This window comes from Micromonospora sp. SD12 (genome assembly GCF_052068495.1).
Classification (GTDB): domain Bacteria; phylum Actinomycetota; class Actinomycetes; order Mycobacteriales; family Micromonosporaceae; genus Micromonospora; species Micromonospora echinofusca.
The window spans coordinates 1-24102 of record NZ_JBQHDF010000015.1; the positions used below are offsets into that span (position 1 = coordinate 1).

At 72.8% G+C, this 24102-nt stretch carries 20 protein-coding genes and 1 pseudogene; 15 read left to right on the top strand and 6 right to left on the bottom strand.

Annotated elements, in window-relative coordinates; all coding sequences use genetic code 11:
* The first annotated feature begins 802 nt into the window (after positions 1-802).
* Together ACTMS2_RS22920 and ACTMS2_RS22925 are read left to right on the top strand one after the other, a co-directional pair.
* Complete coding sequence (locus tag ACTMS2_RS22920) at positions 803-2371, top strand: MFS transporter (RefSeq protein ID WP_441177240.1); 1569 nt, start codon at positions 803-805, stop codon at positions 2369-2371.
* A 10-nt stretch (positions 2372-2381) separates the two neighbouring features.
* Positions 2382-2990, top strand: a complete 609-nt coding sequence (locus ACTMS2_RS22925) for a TetR/AcrR family transcriptional regulator (RefSeq protein WP_101409189.1) — start codon at positions 2382-2384, stop codon at positions 2988-2990.
* An 81-nt stretch (positions 2991-3071) separates the two neighbouring features.
* Here ACTMS2_RS22925 and ACTMS2_RS22930 read toward each other — a convergent pair whose 3' ends face one another.
* Positions 3072-4991, bottom strand: coding sequence for a helix-turn-helix domain-containing protein (locus tag ACTMS2_RS22930; protein WP_441177241.1), 1920 nt, complete (start codon positions 4989-4991; stop codon positions 3072-3074).
* A gap of 14 nt (positions 4992-5005) precedes the next feature.
* Positions 5006-5788 carry a 3-hydroxybutyrate dehydrogenase gene (locus ACTMS2_RS22935; RefSeq protein WP_363902274.1) on the bottom strand — a complete coding sequence of 261 codons (783 nt, stop codon included), beginning with the start codon at positions 5786-5788 and terminating at the stop codon, positions 5006-5008.
* A 193-nt stretch (positions 5789-5981) separates the two neighbouring features.
* Between ACTMS2_RS22935 and ruvC the strand changes: the two genes are divergently transcribed.
* The 8 genes and pseudogenes from ruvC to ACTMS2_RS22975 all read left to right on the top strand — a co-directional run.
* Positions 5982-6509, top strand: coding sequence for a crossover junction endodeoxyribonuclease RuvC (gene ruvC / locus ACTMS2_RS22940; RefSeq protein WP_089001018.1), 528 nt, complete (start codon positions 5982-5984; stop codon positions 6507-6509).
* Entirely contained in the window at positions 6506-7108 is a 603-nt protein-coding gene (gene ruvA, locus ACTMS2_RS22945; RefSeq protein ID WP_089001017.1) for a Holliday junction branch migration protein RuvA, read from the top strand. Before ruvC ends, ruvA begins: the two co-directional genes overlap by 4 nt.
* Positions 7105-8175 carry a Holliday junction branch migration DNA helicase RuvB gene (gene ruvB, locus ACTMS2_RS22950; RefSeq protein ID WP_441177242.1) on the top strand — a complete coding sequence of 357 codons (1071 nt, stop codon included), beginning with the start codon at positions 7105-7107 and terminating at the stop codon, positions 8173-8175. Before ruvA ends, ruvB begins: the two co-directional genes overlap by 4 nt.
* Before the next feature lie 138 nt (positions 8176-8313).
* Positions 8314-8658, top strand: coding sequence for a preprotein translocase subunit YajC (gene yajC, locus ACTMS2_RS22955; RefSeq protein ID WP_172896543.1), 345 nt, complete (start codon positions 8314-8316; stop codon positions 8656-8658).
* Positions 8659-8916: 258 nt separating this feature from the next.
* The gene (gene secD, locus ACTMS2_RS22960) at positions 8917-10848 is read left to right on the top strand and encodes a protein translocase subunit SecD (protein WP_441177243.1); all 1932 of its coding nucleotides are present in this window, start codon (positions 8917-8919) and stop codon (positions 10846-10848) included.
* 1 nt (position 10849) lies between these two features.
* Positions 10850-12043 carry a protein translocase subunit SecF gene (gene secF, locus ACTMS2_RS22965; RefSeq protein WP_441177244.1) on the top strand — a complete coding sequence of 398 codons (1194 nt, stop codon included), beginning with the start codon at positions 10850-10852 and terminating at the stop codon, positions 12041-12043.
* Positions 12044-12144: 101 nt separating this feature from the next.
* Positions 12145-12711: an adenine phosphoribosyltransferase gene (locus tag ACTMS2_RS22970; protein WP_441177245.1), complete on the top strand. Its 567-nt coding sequence runs from the start codon at positions 12145-12147 to the stop codon at positions 12709-12711.
* Between the two features lie 353 nt (positions 12712-13064).
* A pseudogene (locus ACTMS2_RS22975) lies at positions 13065-15395 on the top strand (RelA/SpoT family protein); the annotation flags it as partial.
* A 96-nt stretch (positions 15396-15491) separates the two neighbouring features.
* Here the strand turns inward: ACTMS2_RS22975 and ACTMS2_RS22980 are convergent.
* Together ACTMS2_RS22980 and ACTMS2_RS22985 are read right to left on the bottom strand one after the other, a co-directional pair.
* Complete coding sequence (locus ACTMS2_RS22980) at positions 15492-16328, bottom strand: peptidylprolyl isomerase (RefSeq protein ID WP_441177246.1); 837 nt, start codon at positions 16326-16328, stop codon at positions 15492-15494.
* Positions 16329-16391: 63 nt separating this feature from the next.
* Positions 16392-17279: a peptidylprolyl isomerase gene (locus tag ACTMS2_RS22985; protein ID WP_441177247.1), complete on the bottom strand. Its 888-nt coding sequence runs from the start codon at positions 17277-17279 to the stop codon at positions 16392-16394.
* A gap of 325 nt (positions 17280-17604) precedes the next feature.
* Here ACTMS2_RS22985 and ACTMS2_RS22990 point away from each other — a divergent pair, with 325 nt between their 5' ends.
* The 3 genes from ACTMS2_RS22990 to ACTMS2_RS23000 all read left to right on the top strand — a co-directional run bounded on the left by ACTMS2_RS22990 (position 17605) and on the right by ACTMS2_RS23000 (position 20737).
* Positions 17605-18321, top strand: coding sequence for an MBL fold metallo-hydrolase (locus tag ACTMS2_RS22990; RefSeq protein WP_089001006.1), 717 nt, complete (start codon positions 17605-17607; stop codon positions 18319-18321).
* A gap of 85 nt (positions 18322-18406) precedes the next feature.
* A complete protein-coding gene (gene hisS, locus ACTMS2_RS22995; protein WP_441177248.1) occupies positions 18407-19735 on the top strand; it encodes a histidine--tRNA ligase in 1329 nt (442 codons plus the stop codon).
* A 69-nt stretch (positions 19736-19804) separates the two neighbouring features.
* On the top strand, positions 19805-20737 hold the full coding sequence (locus ACTMS2_RS23000) for an acyl-ACP desaturase (protein WP_441177249.1): 933 nt from the start codon (positions 19805-19807) through the stop codon (positions 20735-20737).
* 97 nt (positions 20738-20834) lie between these two features.
* Here ACTMS2_RS23000 and ACTMS2_RS23005 read toward each other — a convergent pair whose 3' ends face one another.
* Positions 20835-21356 (bottom strand): PaaI family thioesterase, encoded by a 522-nt coding sequence (locus ACTMS2_RS23005; protein ID WP_101409204.1) that lies wholly within the window; start codon positions 21354-21356, stop codon positions 20835-20837.
* Between the two features lie 56 nt (positions 21357-21412).
* On the opposite strand from ACTMS2_RS23005, the gene ACTMS2_RS23010 reads away from it, so the two are divergent.
* On the top strand, positions 21413-21889 hold the full coding sequence (locus ACTMS2_RS23010; RefSeq protein WP_441177250.1) for a winged helix-turn-helix transcriptional regulator: 477 nt from the start codon (positions 21413-21415) through the stop codon (positions 21887-21889).
* 65 nt (positions 21890-21954) lie between these two features.
* Here the strand turns inward: ACTMS2_RS23010 and ACTMS2_RS23015 are convergent, their stop codons facing one another.
* Entirely contained in the window at positions 21955-22785 is an 831-nt protein-coding gene (locus ACTMS2_RS23015) for a GDSL-type esterase/lipase family protein (RefSeq protein WP_441177251.1), read from the bottom strand.
* A 252-nt stretch (positions 22786-23037) separates the two neighbouring features.
* Between ACTMS2_RS23015 and ACTMS2_RS23020 the strand changes: the two genes are divergently transcribed.
* Complete coding sequence (locus ACTMS2_RS23020) at positions 23038-24087, top strand: S1 family peptidase (protein WP_441177252.1); 1050 nt, start codon at positions 23038-23040, stop codon at positions 24085-24087.
* The last annotated feature ends 15 nt before the right edge of the window (positions 24088-24102 follow it).

Below are 24102 nucleotides of genomic sequence, written 5' to 3' on the forward strand. Positions count from 1 at the left end.
ACACGCCGAAAAGGGGGATCGGCTTTCGCGCGGGTGCAAGCACCGTCCGGCGCCCAAGAAGATCAGGGGATCTCCAGCCGAACCGGAGGGATCTCCGGCGTCTCGCTGGAGGAAAGATCAGATCGGCCGTGCCCGGCCGGATGCTCGAACCTGTGCGGCTCGGAAGAGGCCGGCTGTTTCGCGGGGCGGGGGGATGCCCTCACGTCGGCCGGACCATGTGTAACGACCACCGGCCCGCCAACATTCCGGGCCCCGGGGCCCGCCATCGCGTCGGGGCGGCATCGCCTTGGCGCTCGCCCGCCGGGGGGGGGGGGGCCTGGCGTGTGGCCTTGCTCGGTCGTACGCAGGGTGTAACGACCCCACCCCCGCCACGATTCCGCCCCCACGATGCCCCCGACCACACCCCCAAACCGGACACCACCAGCCAACCGAACCTGCACACCGCCAGACCCGACCAAGCCATCCGGACACCCCGCCACGACACCGGACACCCCGCGCATTCGGATGCGGCGGCGACTCGCCGCAGATCTTGGTAGATACCGGCCCCTGGAGGGGCACGTTCCTACCAAGATCTTCCCGGACCCGGACCCCGACCCGTCGCAGCCGTCCGACGCCCGCACCCGCCGACACGACACGCGCCCGCGCAACCCACCCGAGCGGCGTAGCGCAACCGTGAAGAGGACAGGGGTGACCGCCGTCACATAAGATACGAGCCGGTTCCGTATCGATAATCGCCCGCCTACGCTCACACCCGGATTACGAGTCTGGCCCGTATCGAAACGGGGCCGGGGGGAGAACGCTGATGCCGCCGCACGAGCACACGGGACACCCGAGGAGGTGGGCGATCCTCGGGGTGCTGGTGATCAGCCTGCTCGTGGTCGTCCTGGACAACACGATCCTCAACGTCGCGCTGCGTACGCTCGCCGACCCGGTGCACGGCCTCGGCGCGAGCCAGGGCGAGCTGGAGTGGTCGATCAACTCCTACACGCTGGTCTTCGCCGGCCTGCTGTTCACCTTCGGCGTCCTCGGCGACCGCGCCGGGCGCAAGCGCTTCCTGCTGATCGGTCTGGTGCTCTTCGGGCTGGCGTCGGTGCTGTCGGCGTACGCGCAGAGCCCCGCGCAACTGATCGCGGCCCGCGCGCTGATGGGCGTCGGCGGTGCGGCCATCATGCCGGTGACGCTCTCGATCATCTCCAACGTGTTCGACCCCCGCGAGCGGGGCCGGGCGATCGGCGTCTGGGCCGGCGCGGTCGGACTGGCCGTGGCCATCGGCCCGATCCTCGGCGGCGCCCTGCTGGAGCACTACTGGTGGGGCTCGGTGTTCCTGATCAACGCGCCGGTGGTGGCGCTCGGTGTGGTGCTGGTGGCGCTGCTCGTGCCGGAGTCGCGGGACCCGGATCCGGGCCGCGTCGACGTCGTCGGCGTACTGCTGTCGGTGGTCGGGCTCGTGGCGTTGACGTACGGCATCATCGACGGCGGCGAGCACGGCTTCGGCCGCCCGGTGGTCTGGGCCGCGATCCTCGGCGGGCTGGCGGTGCTGGCCTGGTTCGTGGCGTACGAGCGGCGCAGCGACCACCCGTCGTTGGACGTATGGCTGTTCCGGGTGCCCCGCTTCGCCGCTCCGGTGGCCATCGTCGGGCTGATCTTCTTCGCCGCGACGGGCGTCATGTTCTTCAGCTCGTTCTACCTGCAACTGGTGCGCGGGTTCAGCCCCCTGGAGACCGGCCTGCTCTACCTGCCCTTCGCCGCGGCCCAGCTCATCTTCGCCCCGAGCAGCGCGGCGATGGTCCGCCGCTACGGCGGCCGGGCGGTCGCGACGGTGGGGCTGGCACTGACCGTGGCCGCGCTCGGCGTGTTCGCCTTCGTCGACGCGACCACCCCGATCTGGGTGGTGCTCGTCGTCTTCTTCCTCCAGGGCACCGGGATGGCCAACATCATGCCTCCGGCCACGGAATCGATCATGTCCGCGCTGCCCCGGGAGAAGGCCGGCGTCGGCTCGGCGGTCAGCAACACGATCCGGCAGGTGGCCGGCGCGCTCGGCGTGGCGGTGCTCGGGTCGGTGCTCTCCGCGGTCTACCGGGCCGATGTCGAGTCCGCCCTGCGGGACCTGCCCGCCGGGGCGAGCGAGGCGGCCGGCGAGTCCATCTCCGGCGCGTACGCCGCCGCGGGTCAGCTCGGGCCGGCGGCGCCGCAGCTGATCGCGGTCGCCGACGACGCCTTCCTGGCCGCGATGCACTGGGCGGCGGGCCTCGCCGCCGCTACCGCCGCCCTCGGCATCGTGGTGGTGCTGCGCTGGATGCCCGGCCGTCCCGCCGCGCGGCCGGGGGAGCCGGCGCCGGTGGGGGAGGCCGAGTTGGCCGGCACCGCCTAGCCTCGCCACAATGTCCGACATGACTTCCCCCGCCGACGCTCCCCGGCCCCCCGGGCGGCCGAGGAGCGTCCGCGCGGACGAGGCGATCGTCGAGGCCACCCTCGACCTGCTGGCCGACGGCAGCACGATCGAGGCGATCTCGATCGAGGCGATCGCCGCCCGCGCCGGGGTCGGCAAGGCCACCATCTACCGCCGCTGGCCCGGCAAGGAAGCGCTGCTGCGCGACGCCCTGCGGAGGCTCAAGGGCACCCCGCCGGAGCCCGCCGGCCACTCGGTGCGCGACGACCTGATCCTGCTGGTCGGGGCGGTCGGTCACCACATCGACCCGCGGGCGGCGCGGATCATGCCCTGCCTGGTGCCGGAGGTCAACCGCAGCCCCGAGCAGTACCAGCTCTACCAGAACATCATCGAGCCCCGGCGCGAGATGATGCGCGAGGTGCTGCGGCGCGGCGTGCGCTGCGGCGAGCTGCGCGCCGATCTCGACGTCGAGGTGGTCATGGCGATGCTGACCGGCCCGATGCTGGTGCAGCGCGTCATGCGGTGGCACCCCGACCTCGACGAGCCGACCCTGCCGCAGCGCATCGTCGACGGCGTACTGGACGGCATCCGCGCCCGCTGACGGGCCGCCGCGCGGCGAGGCGGCCGGCGCTCAGGTGGGCCGGCGGTCAGGCGCCGCCGGCGGGTGTCAGGCGGCGGGTGGTCAGGCGGCGGGCGTACGCAGGCGGTGCAGGCGCAGGGCCAGCTGCACCTCCAGCGCCCGCTCCGGCTTCTGCCAGTCCGCGCCGAGCAGCTGCCCGACCCGCTCCAGCCGCTGGGTGACGGTGTTGACGTGCACGTGCAGCAGCTCGGCGGCGCGCGCCAGGCTGCCGCCCACCCCGAAGTACGCCTCCAGCGTCTTCACCAGCGCGGTGCCCCGCCGGGCGTCGTAGTCGACGACCGGCCCGACGGTGGCGGTCAGGAACCGGTTGACGTCCTTGTCGCCCCCGTCGCCGACCGCGCCCAGCAGCAGCCCGACGAAGCCCAGCTCGGCCGTGCTCGCCCCCTGACCCGAGCGGCCCAGCGCACCGAGGGCGGTCAGGCACCGCTCCGCCTCGGCGAACGTCGCGGCCAGCGACGCCGGGCCCGTCGACGGGCCGCTCGCCCCGGCGGTCACCGGCCGCCCGGTCACCCGCGACAGGTCCCGGGCCACCGCCCGCGCACTGCCGCCCGCGTCCTGACCGGGCAGCATCAGCACCACCCGCCCGTCGCGGGCCGCCGCCAGCCCGCCGCGCGTCGAGGCGTACGTGGTGGCCCAGGAGAGCACCCGCTGCCGGGCCGAGCCGGTCGCGGCGATCGCGTCGTCGCCGACCGCCACCAGCACGTGCGGGGCGTCCAGGTCCACCCCGAGGCGGCGGGCCCGGCTACGCAGCGCGTCCGTGTCCCGCAGCGGCCGGGCGATCAGGTCGTCGAGCAGCTCGCCCCGGACCCGCCCCTCCGCCTCGGCGACGGTACGCCGGAACAGCAGCAGCAGCGCCGTCACCAGCGACGCCCGCTCCAGGATCCGCTGGTCGGCGTCGACCAGCTCGTCGTCGGGGCGCAGCACCAGCGCGCCCAGGTTCTCCGCCCCCGCCACCACGGCCGCGTACCAGAGCCGGCCCCGGCGCACGCTGCGGCCCTCCGTACGCGACGCGGCCACGGCCTCCACCATGTCCGCCCGGTCCGGCTCCTCGATCTCGCCGACCCGGGCCAGCAGCCGGCCCTCCGCGTCGAGCGCCAGCAGCGCCCCGCCGAGCACGTCGGTGACCGCCGAGGCGACGTCCTCCACGCCGCCGCCGCGCAGCACCAGCGCGGTCATCCGGTCGTGCGCCGCCGCGGCCCGCTCCACCGAGCTGCTGTGCGCGCGGATCGTGGTGTTCGCCGCCGACAGCTCCTCCAGCGCCGCCCGCGTCTCCGCGAGCAGCCGTGCGGTGTCGATCGCCACCGCCGCGTGCGCGGCGAGGGACACCAGCAGCGCCACCTCCTCCCGGACGAACGGCCGGGCGGAGCGGTTGGCCGCGTAGAGCACCCCGATCGACGTCGAGCCGAGCCGCAGCGGCACCCCGAGGATGGCCACCAGGCCCTCCTCGCCCACCCCGGCGTCGATCTCGCCGGTGTGGTGGAAGCGGTCGTCCTCCGGGTAGTTCGCGGTGACGTACGGGGCGCCGGACTGGGCCACCAGGCCGCCGAGGCCGGCGCCCATCGGCAGCCGCAGCTGCTGGAAGCGGGCGGAGACCGAGCCGTCGGTGACCCGCATGTAGGTGTCGCCGCGTTCGTCGTCGTCGAGGGTCATGTAGGCGACGTCCGCGCCGAGCAGGTTGCGCGCCCGGTGCACGATCGCGCGCAGCACGTCGTCCAGGTCGCGCAGCCCGGCCAGGTCGCTGACCGTGTCGTACAGCCCGGAGAGCTCGACCTCCCGGCGGCGGCGACGCTCCAGCAGCGCGCGGACCCGCAGCGCCACCGTCTTGGCCTGCTCCAGCTCGGCGAGCCGATCCGGCGGCACGCCGGCGGCGCGCGCGGCGATGAGCGGCCCCTCGAACTCCACCGCGGCGGCCTCGCGGGCGAGCAGCTCCAGGAACTCCACCGGTGACGACATGACCGACATTGTGCGGCTTGCCACTAGTTGGCCGTCCAGCCCCCGTCGAGCGCGATGGACGCGCCCGTGATGAACGCCGCCGGCGGGGAGCAGAGGTACGCCACCAGCTCGGACACCTCCTCCGGCTCGATCAGCCGCTTGATCGCCGCCCGCGCCAGCATGATCTTCTCGACCACCTCGGCCTCCGGGATGCCGTGGCTGGCGGCCTGGTCGGCGATCTGGCTCTCCACCAGCGCCGTGCGCACGTACGCCGGATTGACACAGTTGGCGGTGACGCCGTGCGGGGCGCCCTCCAGCGCGACCACCTTCGACAGCCCCTCCAGCGCGTGCTTGGCGGAGACGTACGCCGACTTGTACGGCGAGGCGCGCAGCCCGTGCACCGAGGAGATGTTCACGATGCGGCCCCAGCCCCGGGCGTACATGTGCGGCAGGGCCCGGCGGATGATCAGGAACGGCGCCTCCACCATCACCCGGTGCAGGTGGGCGAAGCGCTCCGCCGGGAACTCCTGCACCGGCGCCACGTGTTGCAGGCCCGCGTTGTTCACCACGATGTCCACGTCGGCGTCGAGCCGGTCCACCGCGTCCGGGTCGGCCAGGTCCACGCCCTCGGCCCGCCCGCCGGCCTCCGCCGCCACCGCCTTGGCCGCCTCGATGTTGCGGTCCACCACCAGGACGTCGGCGCCGGCGGCGGCCAGCCGCAGGGCGCACGCCCGGCCGATGCCGCTGCCGCCCCCGGTCACCAGGGCGGTACGACCAGCGAGGTCGACGTGTACGACGTGGGGGACCGCCACGGGTTCTGCCGTCATGGCGCATGAAGTTACGAGCTGTGTGTGCGGGCGCACATGGGCCGGCGACACATACTCGGCGGCCGGAGTGTGTGGCTGCCGCGCTCCCCGGGCGGCGTGTCGGCGCGCCCGGCGTGTCCCCGGCGGCGGGGTGTCGCCCGGCTCGGTAGGGTGTCGAACACACGTACTGCTGGCGGCTGGGGGAGGAGGCGGCGTGCGGGTGCTGGGCGTCGACCCGGGGCTGACCCGGTGCGGGGTCGGCGTGGTCGAGGGCGTGCCGGGGCGACCCTGCACGCTGGTCGCCTACTACGTCGTCTACACCGACCCGGCCGACGAGCTGCCGCTGCGCCTGCTGCACCTGGACCGCTCGCTCACCGACCTGGTCGCCGAGCACCGGCCCGACAGCGTCGCGGTGGAGCGGGTCTTCAGCCAGCACAACGTCCGCACGGTGATGGGCACCGCCCAGGCCAGCGGGATCGCCGTGCTCGCGGGCGCCCGTGCCGGACTGCCCGTGCAGACCTACACGCCCAGCGAGGTGAAGGCGGCCGTGACCGGTTCCGGCCAGGCCGACAAGGCGCAGATGACCGCCATGGTGACCCGGCTGCTGCGGCTGGCCGAGCCGCCGAAGCCGGCCGACGCCGCCGACGCCCTCGCCCTGGCCATCTGTCACGTGTGGCGCGGCGGGACGCGCTCCAAGCTGGCCGCCGCGGCCGACCGGGTACGACGAGGAGGAGCCAGATGATCGCCAGCGTGCGCGGGGTGGTGACCGCGACCGGTCCGGACCACGCCGTGGTGGAGGTCGGCGGGGTGGGCCTGGCGGTGCAGTGCGCCCCCGGCACCCTCGCCGACCTGCGGATCGGCCAGCCCGCCCGGCTGGCCACCAGCCTGGTCGTGCGGGAGGACTCGCTGACCCTCTACGGCTTCGCCGACGACGACGCCAAGCAGCTGTTCGAGCTGCTCCAGACCGCCAGCGGCGTCGGCCCCCGGCTGGCCCAGGCGGTGCTCGCCGTGCACACCCCCGACGCGGTGCGCAAGGCGATCGCCAACGCCGACACCGCCGCGCTGACCCGGGTGCCCGGCATCGGCAAGAAGGGCGCGGAGCGCCTGGTGCTGGAGCTGCGCGACCGCGTCGGCCCGGTGCCGGTCGGCGCCGACGGCGCGGCCGGGGTCACCGGCGGGGCCTGGCCCGAGCAGGTCCGGCAGGCGCTGGTCGGGCTCGGCTGGACGGCCGGGCAGGCCGACCAGGCGGTGGCCGCGGTGGCGGAGACCGTCGACGGTGACGTCCCGCCGGTGCCGGTCCTGCTCAAGCAGGCCATCCGGCTGCTGGGTCGCACCCGGTGACGGGCCCCGACGGCGGGCTGGTCTCCGCGTACGTGCACGACGCCGACCTGGACGCGGAGGCCACCGTACGGCCGAAGCGGCTGGAGGAGTTCATCGCCCAGCACCGCGTGCGCGACCAGCTCGACCTGCTGCTGCAGGGCGCGATGCGGCGCGGCTCCCCGCCCGACCACATCCTCCTGTCGGGGCCGCCCGGCCTGGGCAAGACGACCCTGGCCAACATCGTCGCCGCCGAGTTGGGCTCGGGCATCCGGGTGACCAGTGGCCCGGCGATCGAGCGTTCGGGCGACCTGGCGGCGATCCTGACCAGCCTCGCCGAGGGCGACGTCCTCTTCATCGACGAGATCCACCGCATCGCCAAGCCGGCCGAGGAACTGCTCTACAGCGCGATGGAGGACTTCCGGGTCGACGTGATCGTCGGCAAGGGCCCGGGCGCGACGGCGATCCCGCTCGACGTCGAGCCGTTCACCCTGGTCGGCGCGACCACCCGCTCCGGCCTGCTGACCGGCCCGATGCGCGACCGGTTCGGCTTCGTCGCGCACCTCGACTTCTATTCGCCGGCCGACCTGGAGGTGCTGCTGCGCCGCTCGGCCCGGATCCTCGGCGTGCCGATCACCGACGACGGCGCCGCCGAGGTGGCCGGCCGCTCCCGGGGCACGCCCCGCATCGCCAACCGGCTGCTGCGGCGGGTCCGTGACTTCGCCGAGGTCCGGGCCGACGGCGTGGTCACCCTGGAGACCGCCCGGGCCGCCCTCACGGTGTACGACGTCGACGCGCTGGGGCTGGACCGGCTGGACCGGGCGGTGCTGACCGCGCTGGTCGACTCGTTCCGGGGCGGGCCGGTCGGCCTGTCCACCCTGGCGGTGGCGGTGGGCGAGCAGCCCGACACGGTGGAGGAGGTCTGCGAGCCGTTCCTGGTCCGGGCCGGCCTGCTGGCCCGTACGCCCCGGGGCCGGGTCGCGACCGAGGCCGCCTGGCGGCACCTGGGCCGTACGCCCCCGAATGGTACATTTGGCACTGATGCCCCCCCCGTGCCCGATCTGTTCTCGGTGGACGCCGATCAGCCGTGATGTGAACGTGATCTGTGCCGCATTCGGCGTTCCCAGGTGCAGGGATTAGACTCGCGCCGGTCTGTACAGGACGTGAGAATCCGCCTCCGCTCCGGCGCGCCCGCGCCGGGACGGCGGCCAATGGGAAGGTCTTTCACCGTGCTTTACGCAGCAGAGGGCGGCGGGGGTGCCGGCAGCCTGACGCCGATCCTCATGATCGCTCTGCTCTTCGGCGTCATGTACTTCATGATGATCCGCCCCCAGCAGAAGCGCCGCCGTGAGGCGGAGTCCATGCAGTCCGCCCTCGCCCCGGGCGACGAGGTGGTCACGATCGGTGGGCTCTACGGCACGGTCACCGGCGTGGACGACGACACCGTCCTGCTCGAGGTCGCGCCCGGTGTGCAGACCCGCTACGCCCGTCCGGCCATCGCCCGGGTCGTCAGCCAGGCGGAGCGCCCGGCCGACGAGCCGGTCACCGAGGACGCGGACGTCGTCAAGGAGTGACGGTCGCTCCCGCCCGCACGGGGGTGGTGGTCGCCGCACTCCGGTGACGACTTTCCCCGACGGGGCAGCGGAGGCGACGTGAAAACTGGATAGTTGGGCCCGACGCCGGAAGCCGGCTCGTCCCGTTCCGCCCGGCGCCCCCGCGCCGAGCCCCGGAGCCGGATGCCGGCCTCCGACGCCGGCCCGTCGGACCCGCCGGCCGGACCGGCCGACACCCGCCGCACCAGCGGCGCGACCGTACAGGGAGACAGGACAGCCGTGGCACCACCTCAGGGACAGATGCGCCCCGGACGGCAACTGGCCGTGCTCGGGCTCATCTTCGTCGTCCTCTATCTTTTGGTGTTCTTCGCGGGCGGCGCCAGCGGCGGCTTGAAGGACCGGCTCGAGCCCAAGCTCGGCCTGGACCTCGTCGGCGGCACCCGGCTGACGCTGGAGGCGACCAACAGCGTCGACGGCCAGCCCCCCACGGCGGAGAACCTCGAAGAGGCCCGCCAGATCATCGAGAGCCGCGTCAACGCCTTCGGCGTCGCCGAGGCCGAGGTGGTCACCGAGGGCAACCGCAACATCGTGATCTCCCTGCCCGGTGAGAACCGCGACCTGACCGAGGTGGGCAGCGCCGCCGAGCTGCGCTTCCGCAAGGTCCTCAAGGCCGCCGACGGCAGCGGCGCGGCCACCGCCCCGCCGCCCGCCGCCACCCCGGCCCCCTCCGGAAGCGCCACCCCGGCCCCGTCGGGCAGCGCGAAGCCCTCCGGCAGCGCCGCCCCGTCGGGCAGCGCCGCGCCGAAGGCGACCGCGTCGCCGAGCGGCGGTCAGGGCGGCATGGCGCCGGCCCCGAGCGCCAGCGCGTCGGCCGCGCCGAGCACCACCCCCTCGGCCGGCGCCGCCACCCCGACGCCGAGCGCCAGCGGCGAGCCCGTGCCGCAGAGCGTCGAGGAGCAGCGCAAGGCCGTCCAGCAGAAGGTCGGCGCCGCCGCCTGGGCCGCCGCCAGCGGTCTCCAGGCCCCGGCCGACCTGACCGCCGACCCGTCGCTGGCGGAGAAGCTCAAGCCGTTCGCGGGCCTCGACGCGCGTGAGGTCGCGGTGCTGCCGGCGACGATGCAGTTCAACGTGCCGCAGATCGGCTGCGCCCAGCTCGACAAGCGCCCGCCGGCCTCCATCTCCGCCCCCGACCAGCAGGTGGTGGCCTGCGAGGACGGCGCCGCGAAGTACCTGCTCGACCAGGCGAAGGTGCTCGGCACCGACGTCGAGGACGCCAGCGCGGTGCTGGACCAGACCAGCCAGTGGGTCGTCAGCCTCGACTTCAGCGGGGCCGGCCAGGACAAGTGGACCAACCTGACCCGCGAGGCGTTCAACAACGAGGGCCAGGCCTGCGACGCCACCGCCCTCGGCCAGGACGGCAAGTGCCGCGTCGCCGTCGTGCTCGACAACGAGATCGTCTCCTCGCCCGAGATCCAGGGCGTGCTGACGGGCAACTCGCAGATCACCGGCAACTTCACCCAGAAGGACGCCAGCACCCTGGCCGGCCAGCTGCGCTACGGCGCGCTGCCGGTGACCTTCGAGCCGCAGGAGCAGCAGAACGTCACCGCCACCCTGGGCGCCAGCCACCTGCGGGCCGGTCTGCTCGCGGCGGGCATCGGCATGGCGCTGGTCATCATCTACTCGTTCTTCTACTACCGCCTGCTCGGCTCGGTCATCTTCCTGAGCCTGATCCTCTCGGCGCTGCTGGTCTTCGGCGCGCTGGTGGTGCTGGGCCGGCAGATCGGCTTCACCCTCACCCTCGCCGGCATCGCCGGCATGATCGTCTCGCTGGGTGTGGCGGCGGACTCGTTCGTCATCTACTTCGAGCGACTCAAGGACGAGATCCGGGAGGGCCGCAGCCCGCGCAGCGCGGTGCCGCGCGCGTGGATCCGGGCCCGCCGCACGATCATCTCGGCCAACGCGATCACGCTGATGTCGGCGGTGGTGCTCTACGTGGTCTCGGTCGGCGCGGTGAAGGGCTTCGCCTTCGCCCTCGGCCTGGCCACGGTGCTGGACCTGGTCGTGGTCTTCCTCTTCCGGCACCCGATCATGACGATGTTCGCCCGCACCTCCGCGTTCCTGTCCCCACGGGTCAGCGGCCTCGGTCGGGCGCTCCCGCCGCGGACGGCCGAGCCGGCCAAGCCCCGCAACCAGCGCGTGAAGGAGGCCTGAGATGGCAAAGAGTGGTCTCGCGAGCCGCCTCTACCGCGGCGAGGCCGGCCTCGACATCATCGGCCGGCGCAAGGTCTGGTTCAGCGTGGCGCTCGCGCTGGTCCTGCTGTCGGCGCTCAGCTTCGGGCTGCGCGGCTTCAGCCTCGGCATCGAGTTCGCCGGCGGCAACTCGTTCCAGATCCCGGCCAGCGTCGGCACGCTGGAGCAGACCGAGGTGAAGGTCCAGGAGGCCTTGGCCGCGGCCGGTGGCGACGCCAAGGTCGTCACCACGCAGAAGGTCGGCGGCACCGGCGGCGAGTTCTACGAGGTGCGCACCACCCAGCTCGACACCGAGCAGGCCAACGCCGTCAAGACCGAGATCGCCGACGAGTTCGGCATCGACGCCGCCACCATCAGCGGCAACCAGGTCAGCGAGGCGTGGGGCAGCCAGGTCACCTCCCGGGCGCTGCTCGGTCTGGTCATCTTCATCGCGGTGGTGATGATCTACCTGATCCTGCGCTTCGAGTGGCGGATGGCGGTCGCCGCCGTCACCTCGCTGATCATGAACCTGATCCTGACCGCCGGCATCTACTCGCTGGTCGGCTTCGAGGTCACCCCGTCGACGGTCATCGGCTTCCTCACGATCCTGGGCTTCGCGCTCTACGACGTGGTGGTGGTCTTCGACAAGGTGCAGGAGAACACGCGCGGCATCACCGCCAACAACAACCAGACGTACGGCGAGGCGGCCAACCTGGCCATCAACCAGAGCCTCATGCGGTCGCTGAACACCTCGGTGGTCGCGCTGCTGCCGGTCGGCGGTCTGCTCTTCATCGGTGCCGGCCTGCTCGGCGCGGGCACCCTGAAGGACCTCGGCCTGGTGCTCTTCGTCGGTATGGCGGTGGCGTTCCTGACCTCGATCCTGCTGGCCACGCCGCTGCTGGTGCTGCTCAAGAACTACGAGCCGCGCATCCAGGCGCACAACAAGCGGGTGCTGGCCCGCCGGGGTGCCGTCGCCCGTGGCGAGGTCACCCCGAGGGGCGCCGCCCCGCGCACCGCGGAGGCCGACGACGAGCCGGTCGACCCGGAGTCGGCCGAGCTGGCCGGTGCCGCGCCGCGAGTGGGTGCCCGACCGGCCGGGAAGCGCCCGACCGGCGCCCGGGGCGGCCGGCCGGCCGGCGGCGGTGGCAACCGCCCGGGTGGCGGCAAGCGGCGCTGAGCCGGGCCGGGCAGACCCGGTAGGAACCGATCCGACGGCGTCCTTCATGCTGTGCGAGCAGCATGCAGGACGCCGTCGTCGTGAAGGGAAACGGAACTGCCGTGACGGAGACCCACAGCACCGGGGTACGGGGAGACAGCGGCCCTAGCGCCGCCGCGCTGGTCGCCAGCCGGGTGCTCGACGTGCCCGACTTCCCGAAGCCCGGCGTCATGTTCAAGGACCTGATGCCGCTGTTCGCCGACGGCGACGTGTTCCGCGAGGTGATCGACGGGATCGTGGCGTACCACGGGCGGGACTCGTTCGACGTCGTCGTCGGCATCGAGGCGCGCGGGTTCGTGGTCGCGGCGGCCATCGCGTACGCCAGCGGGGTCGGGGTGGTGCCCGTGCGCAAGGCCGGCAAGCTGCCCCGCCCGGCGCACTCGGCCTCCTACGCCCTCGAGTACGGCGAGGCCACGCTGGAGGTGCACGAGGACGCCTTCACCGCCGGGCACCGGGTGCTGGTGGTCGACGACGTGCTGGCCACGGGCGGTACGGCCGAGGCGACGCTGGACCTGGTGGAGCGGGCCGGCGGGACGGTGGCCGGTTTCACCGTCCTGCTGGAGCTCGGCTTCCTCGGCGGCCGGGAGCGGCTGGCGCCGCGTCCGGTGCATGCCCTGTTGACCGTTTGAGCCGGCCGACCGTCGGGCCGACCCGGCGCGGACCGTCCGGCGGAGCGGCGGGGCACCGTGCGTGCGGGTAGCATTGCCCTTTGCTGACCGGGCGGGACCCGTCCGGGCGGCGCGAGACCAGGCCGGCCGGCTCACGGTCGGTGACTTCCCGGCGAGCGGTGAGGAGGCCGGTGTCCCACGATGTCGCCCCTCCGGTGGAGGGCACGGTGCACCCGACAGGCGACGCGGACGGCTCGGTGACCGCACGGAACGGTGACGCGCAGGCCCCGGAGAAGACGTCCGGCGCGACCGGCGCGGTCGATCCCGTACGCCCCGACACGCCGCTCGCGGCGGGCGGCGACGCGGGCGCGGCGACCGAGGGGGTCGTGCTCCCGTTCCCCGCCGACGTCATCGGCGACCACATTCCGAGCGCCGGCTTCGCGCTCTCCACCGCGCCCACCGGCCGCCGGGTCCGGGCGCGGCTGGCGCGGTTCAACGCGCCCTGGCAGTCCTCGCAGGTCAGCGAGGTGCTGGAGCCGCTGATCTCGACCCACCGCGACGCCCACCCCAAGGCGGACGCGCGGCTGCTCCAGCGCGCCTTCGACACGGCGGCCCGCTGGCACTCCGGGCAGTACCGCAAGTCCGGCGACCCCTACATCACCCACCCGCTCGCGGTCGCCACGATCCTGGCCAACCTGGGCATGGACACCACCACCCTGGTCGCCGCGCTCCTGCACGACACGATCGAGGACACGGAATACACCCTCGACCAGATGCGCGCCGACTTCGGCGGCGAGGTGGCGCTGCTGGTCGACGGGGTGACCAAGCTCGACAAGGTCAAGCTGGGCGACGCGGCCAAGGCCGAGACCATCCGCAAGATGGTCGTCGCGATGGCCAAGGACCCGCGGGTGCTGGTGATCAAGCTGGCCGACCGGCTGCACAACATGCGTACCCTCACCTTCCTGCCCCGCCCGAAGCAGGAGCAGAAGGCGAAGGAGACGCTGGAGATCCTGGCCCCACTGGCCCACCGGCTGGGCATGAACACGATCAAGTGGGAGCTGGAGGATCTCGCGTTCGGCACGCTCTTCCCGAAGCGCTACGAGGAGATCAACCGCCTCATCGGGGAGCACCAGCCGCAACGCGAGGCGCTGCTGCGCCAGGTCACCCAGAAGGTGCAGACGGACCTGAAGGCCGCCAAGATCAAGGCGGAGACGACCGGGCGGCCGAAGCACCTCTACTCGATCTACCAGAAGATGATCGTGCGGGGTCGCGACTTCAACGACATCTACGACCTGGTCGGGGTGCGGATCCTGGTCGACACGGTGCGCGACTGCTACGCGGCGCTTGGCGTGATCCACGCCAACTGGCAGCCGGTGCCGGGCCGGTTCAAGGACTACATCGCGATGCCCAAGTTCAACATGTACCAGTCGTTGCACACGACGGTCATCGGGCCCACCGGCAAGCCGGTCGAGATGCAGATCCGCACGTACGCGATGCACCGCACCGCCGAGTTCGGCATCGCCGCGCACTGGAAGTACAAGGAGCACAAGGGCACCCAGATCGTCGGCCCGCCGGCGCACATCGACGAGATGACGTGGCTGCGCCAACTGCTGGACTGGCAGCGGGAGGCGGCCGATCCGAGCGAGTTCCTCGACGCGCTGCGCTTCGACCTGTCCAGCCAGGAGGTGTACGTCTTCACCCCGAAGGGCGACGTCATCCCGCTGCCGACGGGTTCGACGCCGGTGGACTTCGCGTACGCGGTGCACACCGAGGTGGGACACAAGTGCATCGGGGCGCGGGTCAACGGCAAGCTGGTGCCGCTGGAGTCGACGCTGTCCAACGGCGACGTGATCGAGATCTTCACCTCGAAGTCCGACACGGCCGGCCCGACGCAGGACTGGCTGGGCTTCGTCAAGAGCCCGCGGGCGCGTACGAAGATCCGGCAGTACTTCAACAAGGAGCGGCGCGAGGAGGCGATCGAGGCCGGCAAGGACGCGATCGTCAAGGCGATGCGCAAGCAGGGCATGCCGTTGCAGCGGATGCTCACCTCCGACGCGCTGATGGCGATCGCCCGCGACCTGCACCTCGCCGACGTCGCCTCGCTCTACGCCGCCGTCGGCGACAGCCAGGTCTCCGCCCAGTCGGTGGTGCAGAAGCTGATGGCCGCGTACGGCGGCGAGGAGGGCGCGGCGGAGGACATCGCCGAGACCGCCGTCGCCACCCGGCCGCCGCGCAGCCGGCAGAGCAGCGCCGACCCGGGCGTGGTGGTGCGCGGGGTCAGCGACGTCTGGATCAAGCTGGCGCGCTGCTGCACGCCGGTGCCGCCGGACTCGGTCTTCGGCTTCGTCACCCGCTCCGGCGGAGTCAGCGTGCACCGCGACGACTGCGCCAACGCCGAGGACCTGCGGGCGCAGGCCGAGCGGGTGGTGGAGGTTAGCTGGAAGCTCACCTCGGCGTCGACCTTCCTGGTCGCCATCCAGGTCGAGGCGCTGGACCGGCACAAGCTGCTGGCCGACGTGACCCGGGTGCTCTCCGAGGAGCGGGTGAACATCCTCTCCGCCACGGTCACCACCACGCGCGACCGGGTGGCGGTGAGCCGGTTCAGCTTCGAGATGGCCGACCCGAAGCACCTGGGCCACCTGCTGGCCGCGGTCCGCAAGGTCGACGGCGTCTTCGACGCCTACCGCGTCACCTCCGGCGCCTGACCCGCCCTCCCGCCCGCCTACCGCGGGAGGGACAGCGCAACGACGAGCGCCCGCCGGCACTGCCGGCGGGCGCTCGTCGTACGGCTGGGGTGTGGTTCAGCCCTGGGGGGCGCTCATGGTGAGCTTCTTGATGGTGACTTCCTTCTTCGGGTGGCCGCCACCGGCCTGCTTCGCGAACGCCTTGTCGTCGCCCGCCGCCGCGACCTGCTTGACGAGGTCCATGCCGCCGGTGATGGTGCCCAGGACGGTGTACTTCGGCTCCAGCGGCGAGTCGCCGTAGACGATGAAGAACTGGCTGCCCGTGCTGCCCGGCTGGCCCGAGTTGGCCATCGCGATCACGCCCTCCGGGTACGGGGGCCGCTTGTCGGTGGGCAGGTTCTCCTCGGCGAGCCGGTAGCTCGGGCCGCCGGTGCCGTCGGTCTGGCGCCAGCCCTTGCCCGTCGCGCTCGGGTCACCGCACTGGAGCACCTTGATGCCCTCGGTCACCAGCCGGTGGCACTTGCTGTTGTCGAAGAAGTTCTTCTCCGCCAGGTGGGTGAAGCTGCCCGCGGTGCAGGGCACCGCCGCCCGGTCGATCGTGGCGGTGATCGGGCCCAGGTCGGTGTCGATCGTCATCGTCTGGGTGCCCGTGGCCGACTGCTGCACGGGCGGCAGCCCGACGTCCTTGATCTGCGGGGACCGCTGGTCGGTGGGGACCTCGGTCCAGGCGCACTGCACGTTGCCGGCCGCCGGGCCGGCGGTGTCGGTCTTGTCGTCGTCACCGAGGGCGGTGACGAGCCAGACCGTGCCGGCGACGACGAGGACCAGGACCGAAGCGGCCCCCACGATCGCCTGGGTCTGCCGGCGCTTGCGGGCCCTGGCCGCGCGCTCGGCCATCTCCTTCTCGAGCCGGGCGCGCGCCGCCGCGCGCTGCCGCTCTCTGGTGGACGTCACGCCTGGATCCTCCTGGGCTGTCTGTGGGCGGTCGGTGCCGCTGAGGTTGGTGGGGCGGCCGGGTCAGCCGGCGCTCGGGCTGGCCGCCGGAGCGCCCGAGGCGGGCGGCGTCGGCGCCGAGGCCGCCTGCGCCACGGGCTCACCGACGGTCAGGCTCTGCACGACCACGTCGTCGTCCTTGGGCTTGACCTTGGCCCCGGTCCCATTGTCCACGGTCGGCTTGGCACCGATCTTCGCCAGCACGTCGATCCCGCCGGTGACCCGGCCGATGATCGGGTACTTCGGGTCGGCGGTCGTGAAGTCCTTGAAGAACATCAGGAACTGGCTGCCGTTGGCGCCCGGCGGGTTGGCGACCATCGCGACCGTGCCCTTCGGGTAGGTCGCGGGCTGGCCGGCCGCCGGGCTCGCCGACGGCGACGGCGCGGTGGGGACGTTCTCGTCGTAGAACGAGTAGGTGGGGCCGCCGAGCCCGGTGCCGCTGGGGTCGCCGCAGCGCACCGCGCCCTCGGCGGTGATCTCGTGGCACTTGGTGTTGTCGTAGAACGACCGGCTGGCCAGGTGGGCGATACTCGCCGCCGCGCAGGGGGCGCCGGCCAGGTCCAGCTCGACGGTGATCGGCGCGCCCTGGTTGGTGGTGACGGTCATCGGGCGTACGCCGTCGGTGGGCAGCCCCTGGGTCGCCGGGGTGCCGACGTCCTTGAGGTTGGTGTTCGCGGTGGCGTCCTGCGGGGTCCACAGGCAGACGTCCTCGGTGGCCGTGTTCTCCTTCGGCTCGTCGTCGAAGGCGCCCAGCGCCCACGCCGAGCCGGCCACGATGAGCACGAGCACGACGGCGACGCCGACACCGGCCTGGATCTGCCGGCGGCGTCTGACGGCGGCGGCCCGGCGGGCGAGTTGCCGGTCGAGCTTGGCCCGCGCCAGTTTGCGCTGCCGGTCCCTGCTGGAAGCCACCCGTGCTCCCCTTCCTCTACCCTGGTCGTCACCGGTGGTCGGGCGTCCTGCGCCCGTTCGACGGCGGGTGCGCCACGCCACACGCCCGCCAGAGTGTACGGCTACCGGCTGGGAAAGTGGTGTACGAGGTCCGGGCCGGGTTTATCGGAACGCGTCACTGCGCCCGGTGGGGCCCACGGGACGCACGCGATCGCCGCCGCACCCGGTGCCCGGGACGGGGCCCGGGTCGGCGCCACGCGGGACGCCCCGGACGCACGCGCAGAACCCGGTCGCCCCGCCCGATAGGCTGCTGACAGGCAACGGATTCGACGGAAGGGGAGCGGACGTGCTCGTGGCCGGCTTTCCCGCGGACGCCTTCGGCACCAACTGCTACGTGGTGGCCGCCGCGCCGGGGGAGCAGTGCGTGGTGGTCGACCCCGGCATCGGGGTGCTCGACCGGCTCGACGCCCTGCTGGCCGAGCATCGGCTGCACCCGGCCGCCGTCCTGCTCACCCACGGCCACCTCGACCACACGTTCTCGGTGGCGCCGGTCTGCGGCGCGCGCGGCATCACCGCGTACGTGCACCCCGGCGACCGGGAGATGCTCGCCGACCCCGCCAAGGGGCTGTCGGCGGATCTCAGGGCGCTCTTCGGCGGGCGGCTGCCGTACACCGAGCCGGAGGACGTGGCCGAGCTGACCGACGGCGCCACGCTCGCCCTCGCCGGGCTGGAGATCACCGTCGACCACGCCCCGGGCCATACCGGCGGGTCGGTGCTCTTCCGACTGCCGGCCGCTGGCTCGTCCTGGGAGGCGGATCAGCTCTGCCTCTCCGGCGACGTCCTGTTCGCCGGCTCCATCGGCCGCACCGACCTGCCGGGCGGCAGCATGACGAGGATGGTCACCAGCCTCCGGGACAAGATCCTCCCGCTGGCCGACGACACCGTCGTGCTGCCCGGCCACGGCCCCGCGACCACCATCGGCCGCGAGCGCGCGACCAACCCGTACCTCGTCGAGGTGGCGGGTGGCGGCGCGCGACCGGCGGCCCCCGCCCGCGGCCTCTGACCGGCCGCACCGACTCCCGCGGCCGTGGCCGGCCGCGCCGACTCTTCGCCCGCGCCGAGAAGCGCGGGACCGCGAACGGAGCATCATGAGCAAGCCCACGCCCATCTCCGGCTTCCCGGAGTGGACGCCCGCGCAGCGGATGATCGAGCAGTACGTCCTCGACAAGATCCGCGACACCTTCGAGTTGTACGGCTTCGCCCCGCTGGAGACCCGCGCGGTGGAGCCGCTGGACCAGCTGTTGCGCAAGGGGGAGACCTCCAAGGAGGTCTACCTGATCCGGCGCCTTCAGGCCGACACCGACGGCCCGGCCGGCGACGACGCGCTCGGCCTGCACTTCGACCTGACCGTGCCGTTCGCCCGCTACGTGCTGGAGAACGCCGGCAAGCTCCAGTTCCCGTTCCGCCGCTACCAGATCCAGAAGGTGTGGCGGGGTGAGCGGCCGCAGGAGGGGCGCTACCGCGAGTTCCTCCAGGCTGACATCGACATCGTCGACCGGGACACCCTCGCGGCGCACCACGAGGCCGAGATGCCGCTGGTGATCGGCGACGCGCTGCGCTCGCTGCCGATCCCGCCGGTGAAGATCCAGGTCAACAACCGCAAGATCTGCGAGGGCTTCTACCGGGGCATCGGGCTGACCGACCCCGAGGCGGCCCTGCGCGCGGTGGACAAGCTCGACAAGATCGGCCCGGCGAAGGTGGCCGAGCTGCTGGCGCAGACCGCCGGGGCGAGCGAGGCACAGGCGAAGGGGTGTCTGGCGCTGGCGGAGATCTCCGCGCCGGACGCCTCCTTCGCGGACGCCGTACGCGCCCTGGGCGTCAGCGACCCGCTGCTCGACGAGGGCGTCGAGGAGCTGGTCCGGGTCGTCGAGACGGCCGCCGCGCACTCGCCGGGGTTGTGCGTGGCCGACCTGCGCATCGCCCGTGGCCTGGACTACTACACCGGCACCGTCTACGAGACGCAGCTCGTCGGCTACGAGCGCTTCGGCTCGATCTGCTCCGGCGGCCGGTACGACAACCTGGCCAGCGCCGGCGCCACCCGCTTCCCGGGGGTGGGCATCTCGATCGGGGTGACCCGGCTGCTCGGGCTGCTCTTCGGCGCCGGGGCGCTGTCGGTGTCGCGCGACGTGCCGACCTGCGTCCTCGTCGCGGTGACCAGCGAGGAGCGGCGTGCCGCCAGCAACCGGGTGGCCGAGGCGCTGCGCTCGCGGGGCGTACCGACCGAGGTGTCGCCGAGCGCGGCGAAGTTCGGCAAGCAGATCCGCTACGCCGAGCGGCGGGGCATCCCGTACGTGTGGTTCCCCGGGGCGGACGGCGCGGCCGACGAGGTGAAGGACATCCGTTCCGGCGAACAGGTCGCCGCGGCGGCGGGGGAGTGGACGCCGCCCCGGGCGGACCTCAGGCCGCTGATCAGCTGAGACATTACTGGCGCGTACGCGCGATCGGACCTACGGTGGCGTAAGTTACGCCACCGTAGGGAGATCGTCGTGACCGCACTCAGCCAGACCGCCCTGCTCCTCGAACTGGAACCCGTCGTCGAGAAGAACCTCGACCGGCACCTGGCCGTCGCCAAGGAGTGGTTCCCGCACGAGTACGTGCCGTGGAGCGAGGGGCGCACCTTCAACGGCCCGCTGGGCGGCGAGGCGTGGTCGGAGTCCGACTCGACGATCCCCGACGTGGCCCGTACCGCGCTGATCGTCAACCTGCTGACCGAGGACAACCTGCCCTCGTACCACCACGAGATCGCCACCCTGTTCGGCCGCGACGGCGCCTGGGGCACGTGGGTGCACCGGTGGACCGCCGAGGAGGGCCGCCACGGCACCGCCATCCGCGACTACCTCACCGTCACCCGGGCGGTGGACCCGGTGGCGCTGGAGCGGGCCCGGATGACGCACATGTCCGCCGGCTACGCCAACGTGCACGACGACGAGGTGCTGCACTCCCTGGCGTACGTCTCGTTCCAGGAGCTGGCCACCCGTATCTCGCACCGCAACACCGGTCGGGTCACCGGGGATCCGGCGTGCGAGGCGCTGCTGGCCCGGGTCGCGGCCGACGAGAACCTGCACATGGTCTTCTACCGCAACCTGCTGGCCGCCGCCTTCGAGCTGGCGCCGAGCCAGGCGATGCGGGCGGTGGCCGACGTGGTGGCCGACTTCCAGATGCCCGGCAACGGCATCGACGGCTTCGCCCGCAAGTCCGTGGCGATCGCCCTCGCCGGCATCTACGACCTGCGCCAGCACCGCGACGACGTGGTGGCGCCGGTGCTGCGCCAGTGGGACGTCTTCAACGTGACGGGGCTCGACGCCGGCGGCGAGGCCGCCCGCGACCAGATCGCGGCGCACCTGGACGACCTGGAGCGCGCCGCGTCCCGCTTCGAGGAGAAGCGCGACGCCCGCGCCGCCCGCCTCGCCTCCCGCTGACCCCGACCCTCGCGACAGGGCCGTCGATCACGCAGTTGTGGCGGGGGACGGAACACCTGGACCACCAGGATTCCGGCACCACAACTGCATGATTCGACTACTCGGTGGGCGGGGTCTCCAGGGGGAAGAGGAGGCAGGTCGAGGTGGCGTGGGCGACCAGGCGCGACTTCGCGTCGAGCAGCTTCGCCTCGGCCAGGGCCGTGCGGCGGCCGCTCTGCAGGACGGTGCCCTCGCAGCGCAGGGTGCCGCTCGCGACGGTGACCGGGCGGAGGAACTTCACGTTCAGGTCCAGCGAGGTATAGCCGACCCCGGCCGGCAGGGTGGTGTGCACCGCGCACGCCGCGGCGGTGTCCAGCAGGGTGGAGATGACCCCGCCGTGCACGGTGCCCAGCGGGTTGTAGTGGAACTCCTGCGGGACGAGTTCGACGGCCACCCACCCCTCGTCGGCCTCCATGCGGGACATGTCGACCAGGTGCATGATGGGCGGCGCCGCCAGCTCGCCGGCGATCATCGCGCGGAGCAGTTCCAGGCCGCCGCGCCGGCCGACGTGCGCGGCGTTGATGCCGGGGTCGGACCACGAGAAGGTACGGCTGCGCGCCGGATCCTGCGTCTGTGTCATGGACTCAGCCTGGCAGCGCGTTGCTGAGTCTGTCAATCAGACCTAGCCTGGGGCGCATGAGACCCGCGGCACTGGACTGGTCGGTGGAGAACTGCACCATCGCCCGCGCGATGGAGATTCTCGGCGAGCGGTGGACCCTCGTGGTCCTGCGCGAGGTCTTCAACGGCGTCCGCCGCTTCGACGACATGCGGGTGCGCACCGGCGTGCCCCGGCAGGTGCTGGCCAACCGGCTGGCGATGCTGGTGGAGCGCGGCGTCCTGCGGCGCGAGCCCTACCGGGAGCCCGGCAGCCGCGAGCGCCACGAGTACCGGCTGACCGAGATGGGGCTCGACCTGTGGCCGGTGCTGGTCGCCGTCCTCGGCTGGGGGGACCGCTACCTGGCCGATCCGGAGGGCTCGCCGTTGACGGCCGCGCACCGCGACTGCGGCGCCGAGGTCCGCGTCGAGCTGCGCTGCGAGCGCGGCCACGAGATCGTCCGGCCGCGCGACGTGGTGCCGCGACCGGGGCCAGGGGCGCGCCGCCGCGCCGGCTGAACCGCCGGCGGGCCCGTGTCGCGACGCGCGGACGGCGGTCGCCGCCCGCGCGTCGGTCGGGCCCGCTACCAGCCGAAACCGGCGGCGTACGAGACGCTCGCCAGCACCCGCTGCCCCGAGGCGTTCGGGTGGAAGTAGTCCCAGCTGGAGAGCTGGCCGAGGGTGAACGGGTAGCCGAACACGGCGTTGTCGTCGAAGTCGCAGTTCGGCCCGTACGCGGCGCAGGCCTGGGCGAGCTGGGCGTTGTAGTCGACGACCCGCTGGCGTACGCGGCTGCGCCGGTCCACGTCCGCCTGCGCCGTGGAGGTCGGGTTGGCCAGCATCGACTGGCAGATGCCGAACAGCGACCAGGCGCTGCGGGCGCTGCCGCTGTCCTTGCCGACGGCCCAGAGCCGGTGGATGTCCGGCACGCTGATCAGCTGCACCCGGGCCGTGGGCAGCCCGGCCTTGAGGCGACCGAGCGCGGCGTCGATGTTGGCGCGGTAGGTGGCCACCGGCGTCATCGCCGCCTCCGTGCTGGTGCAGGCGTCGTTGGCGCCGATCAGCATGGTGACGTAGTCGACGCCCTGGCTGACGGCGGTGCCGGCCTGACCGTACATGTCGGCGGACTTCGCGCCGCTGCGCGCGTCGTTGTGGTTGCGCCCGTCGATGGCCGTGTTGGTCGCGCGGATGCGCAGGTACTGGCTGTCCACGGTGGAGTTGTCGCCGGTGCTGAAGGACCGGGAGGTGCAGTCGGTGTACCAGCCGCAGGCGTTGAAGCCGCGGGTGATCGAGTCGCCGAGGCTTGCCATCGAGTTCGGGGGCGGGCCGGGGTCGGCGGCGGCCGGGCTGGCGGCCAGCAGGACGAGGGCGGTGAGGGCGGCGAGGGGAGCGAGGAGTCGTCGGGCGGACTTCATGGTGGCCTCCGGATCGCGCGTACCGGATGGTGGGACGGTGGGTCGAGCGTATAGACGTACGTCAGTGTCCACAATGTTTCGGGCCGATGGCCGCGGCAGCCGGGGCGAAAAGGACAAAGTCGGGTCTTGCCTACTTACTCAAGTATGTGAATACTTCACTCAGCTCGCCTGGTTCCCCCAGGCCGGACGGGCTGATCCAGGCCCTTGTCGCCCCGACGAGGGCCCGAGACCCCCTCCCTGGAGGTTTGTTACATGCGACCCACGAGGTCCTCGCTCCGTCGTGCCGCCGTCGTCGCCGCGGCCGGCGCCATGGTCGCCGGCTCGCTGATCGGCGCGCCCGCCCAGGCCGCACCCTCGTTCGCCTCGCCCGACGCCGCCGCCGGCCTGGCCGAGCGCCTCGGCGACCGCTCCGCCGGCACGTACGCCGACGCCAGCGGCAAGATGGTCGTCACCGTGACCGACGCGCTCGCCGCCCGCCAGGTCAGCGCCGCCGGCGCCACCCCGAAGCTGGTCAAGCGCGGCGCCAGCGAGCTGGCCCGGGCCACCTCGGAGCTGGACCGCTCCGCCAAGATCCCCGGCACCGCGTGGTGGACCGACCCGGCCACCAACCAGGTCGTCGTCTCCGTCGACAGCACGGTCACCGGTGCCAAGCTGGAGCGGGTGAAGGCCGCCGCCGCGAAGATGAACGGCGCGATCCGCATCGAGTCCGAGGCCGGCGTGCTCGGCACCCGGATCTCCGGCGGCCAGGCCATCTACGCCGGTGGCGGCGGTCGCTGCTCCCTCGGCTTCAACGTCCGCAGCGGCAGCACCTACTACTTCCTGACCGCTGGGCACTGCACCAACATCTCGTCGAGCTGGTACAGCAACTCCGCCCAGACCAACCTGCTGGGCAGCCGCACCGGCACCAGCTTCCCGGGCAACGACTACGGCATCGTGCGGCACAACAACTCCGCCAACGCCGCCGGCAACGTCTACCTCTACAACGGCAGCTACCGGGACATCACCGCGGCCGGGAACGCCTACGTCGGCCAGTCGGTGCAGCGCTCCGGCAGCACCACCGGCCTGCGCAGCGGCTCGGTCACCGCGCTCAACGCCACGGTGAACTACGCCGAGGGCTCGGTCTCCGGCCTGATCCGCACCAACGTCTGCGCCGAGCCGGGCGACAGCGGCGGCTCGCTGTTCAGCGGCTCGACCGCCCTGGGCCTGACCTCCGGTGGCAGCGGCAACTGCCGCACCGGCGGCACGACCTACTTCCAGCCGGTCGGTGAGGCGCTGAGCCGCTACGGCGTCAGCATCTTCTGATCGATCGCACCGCAG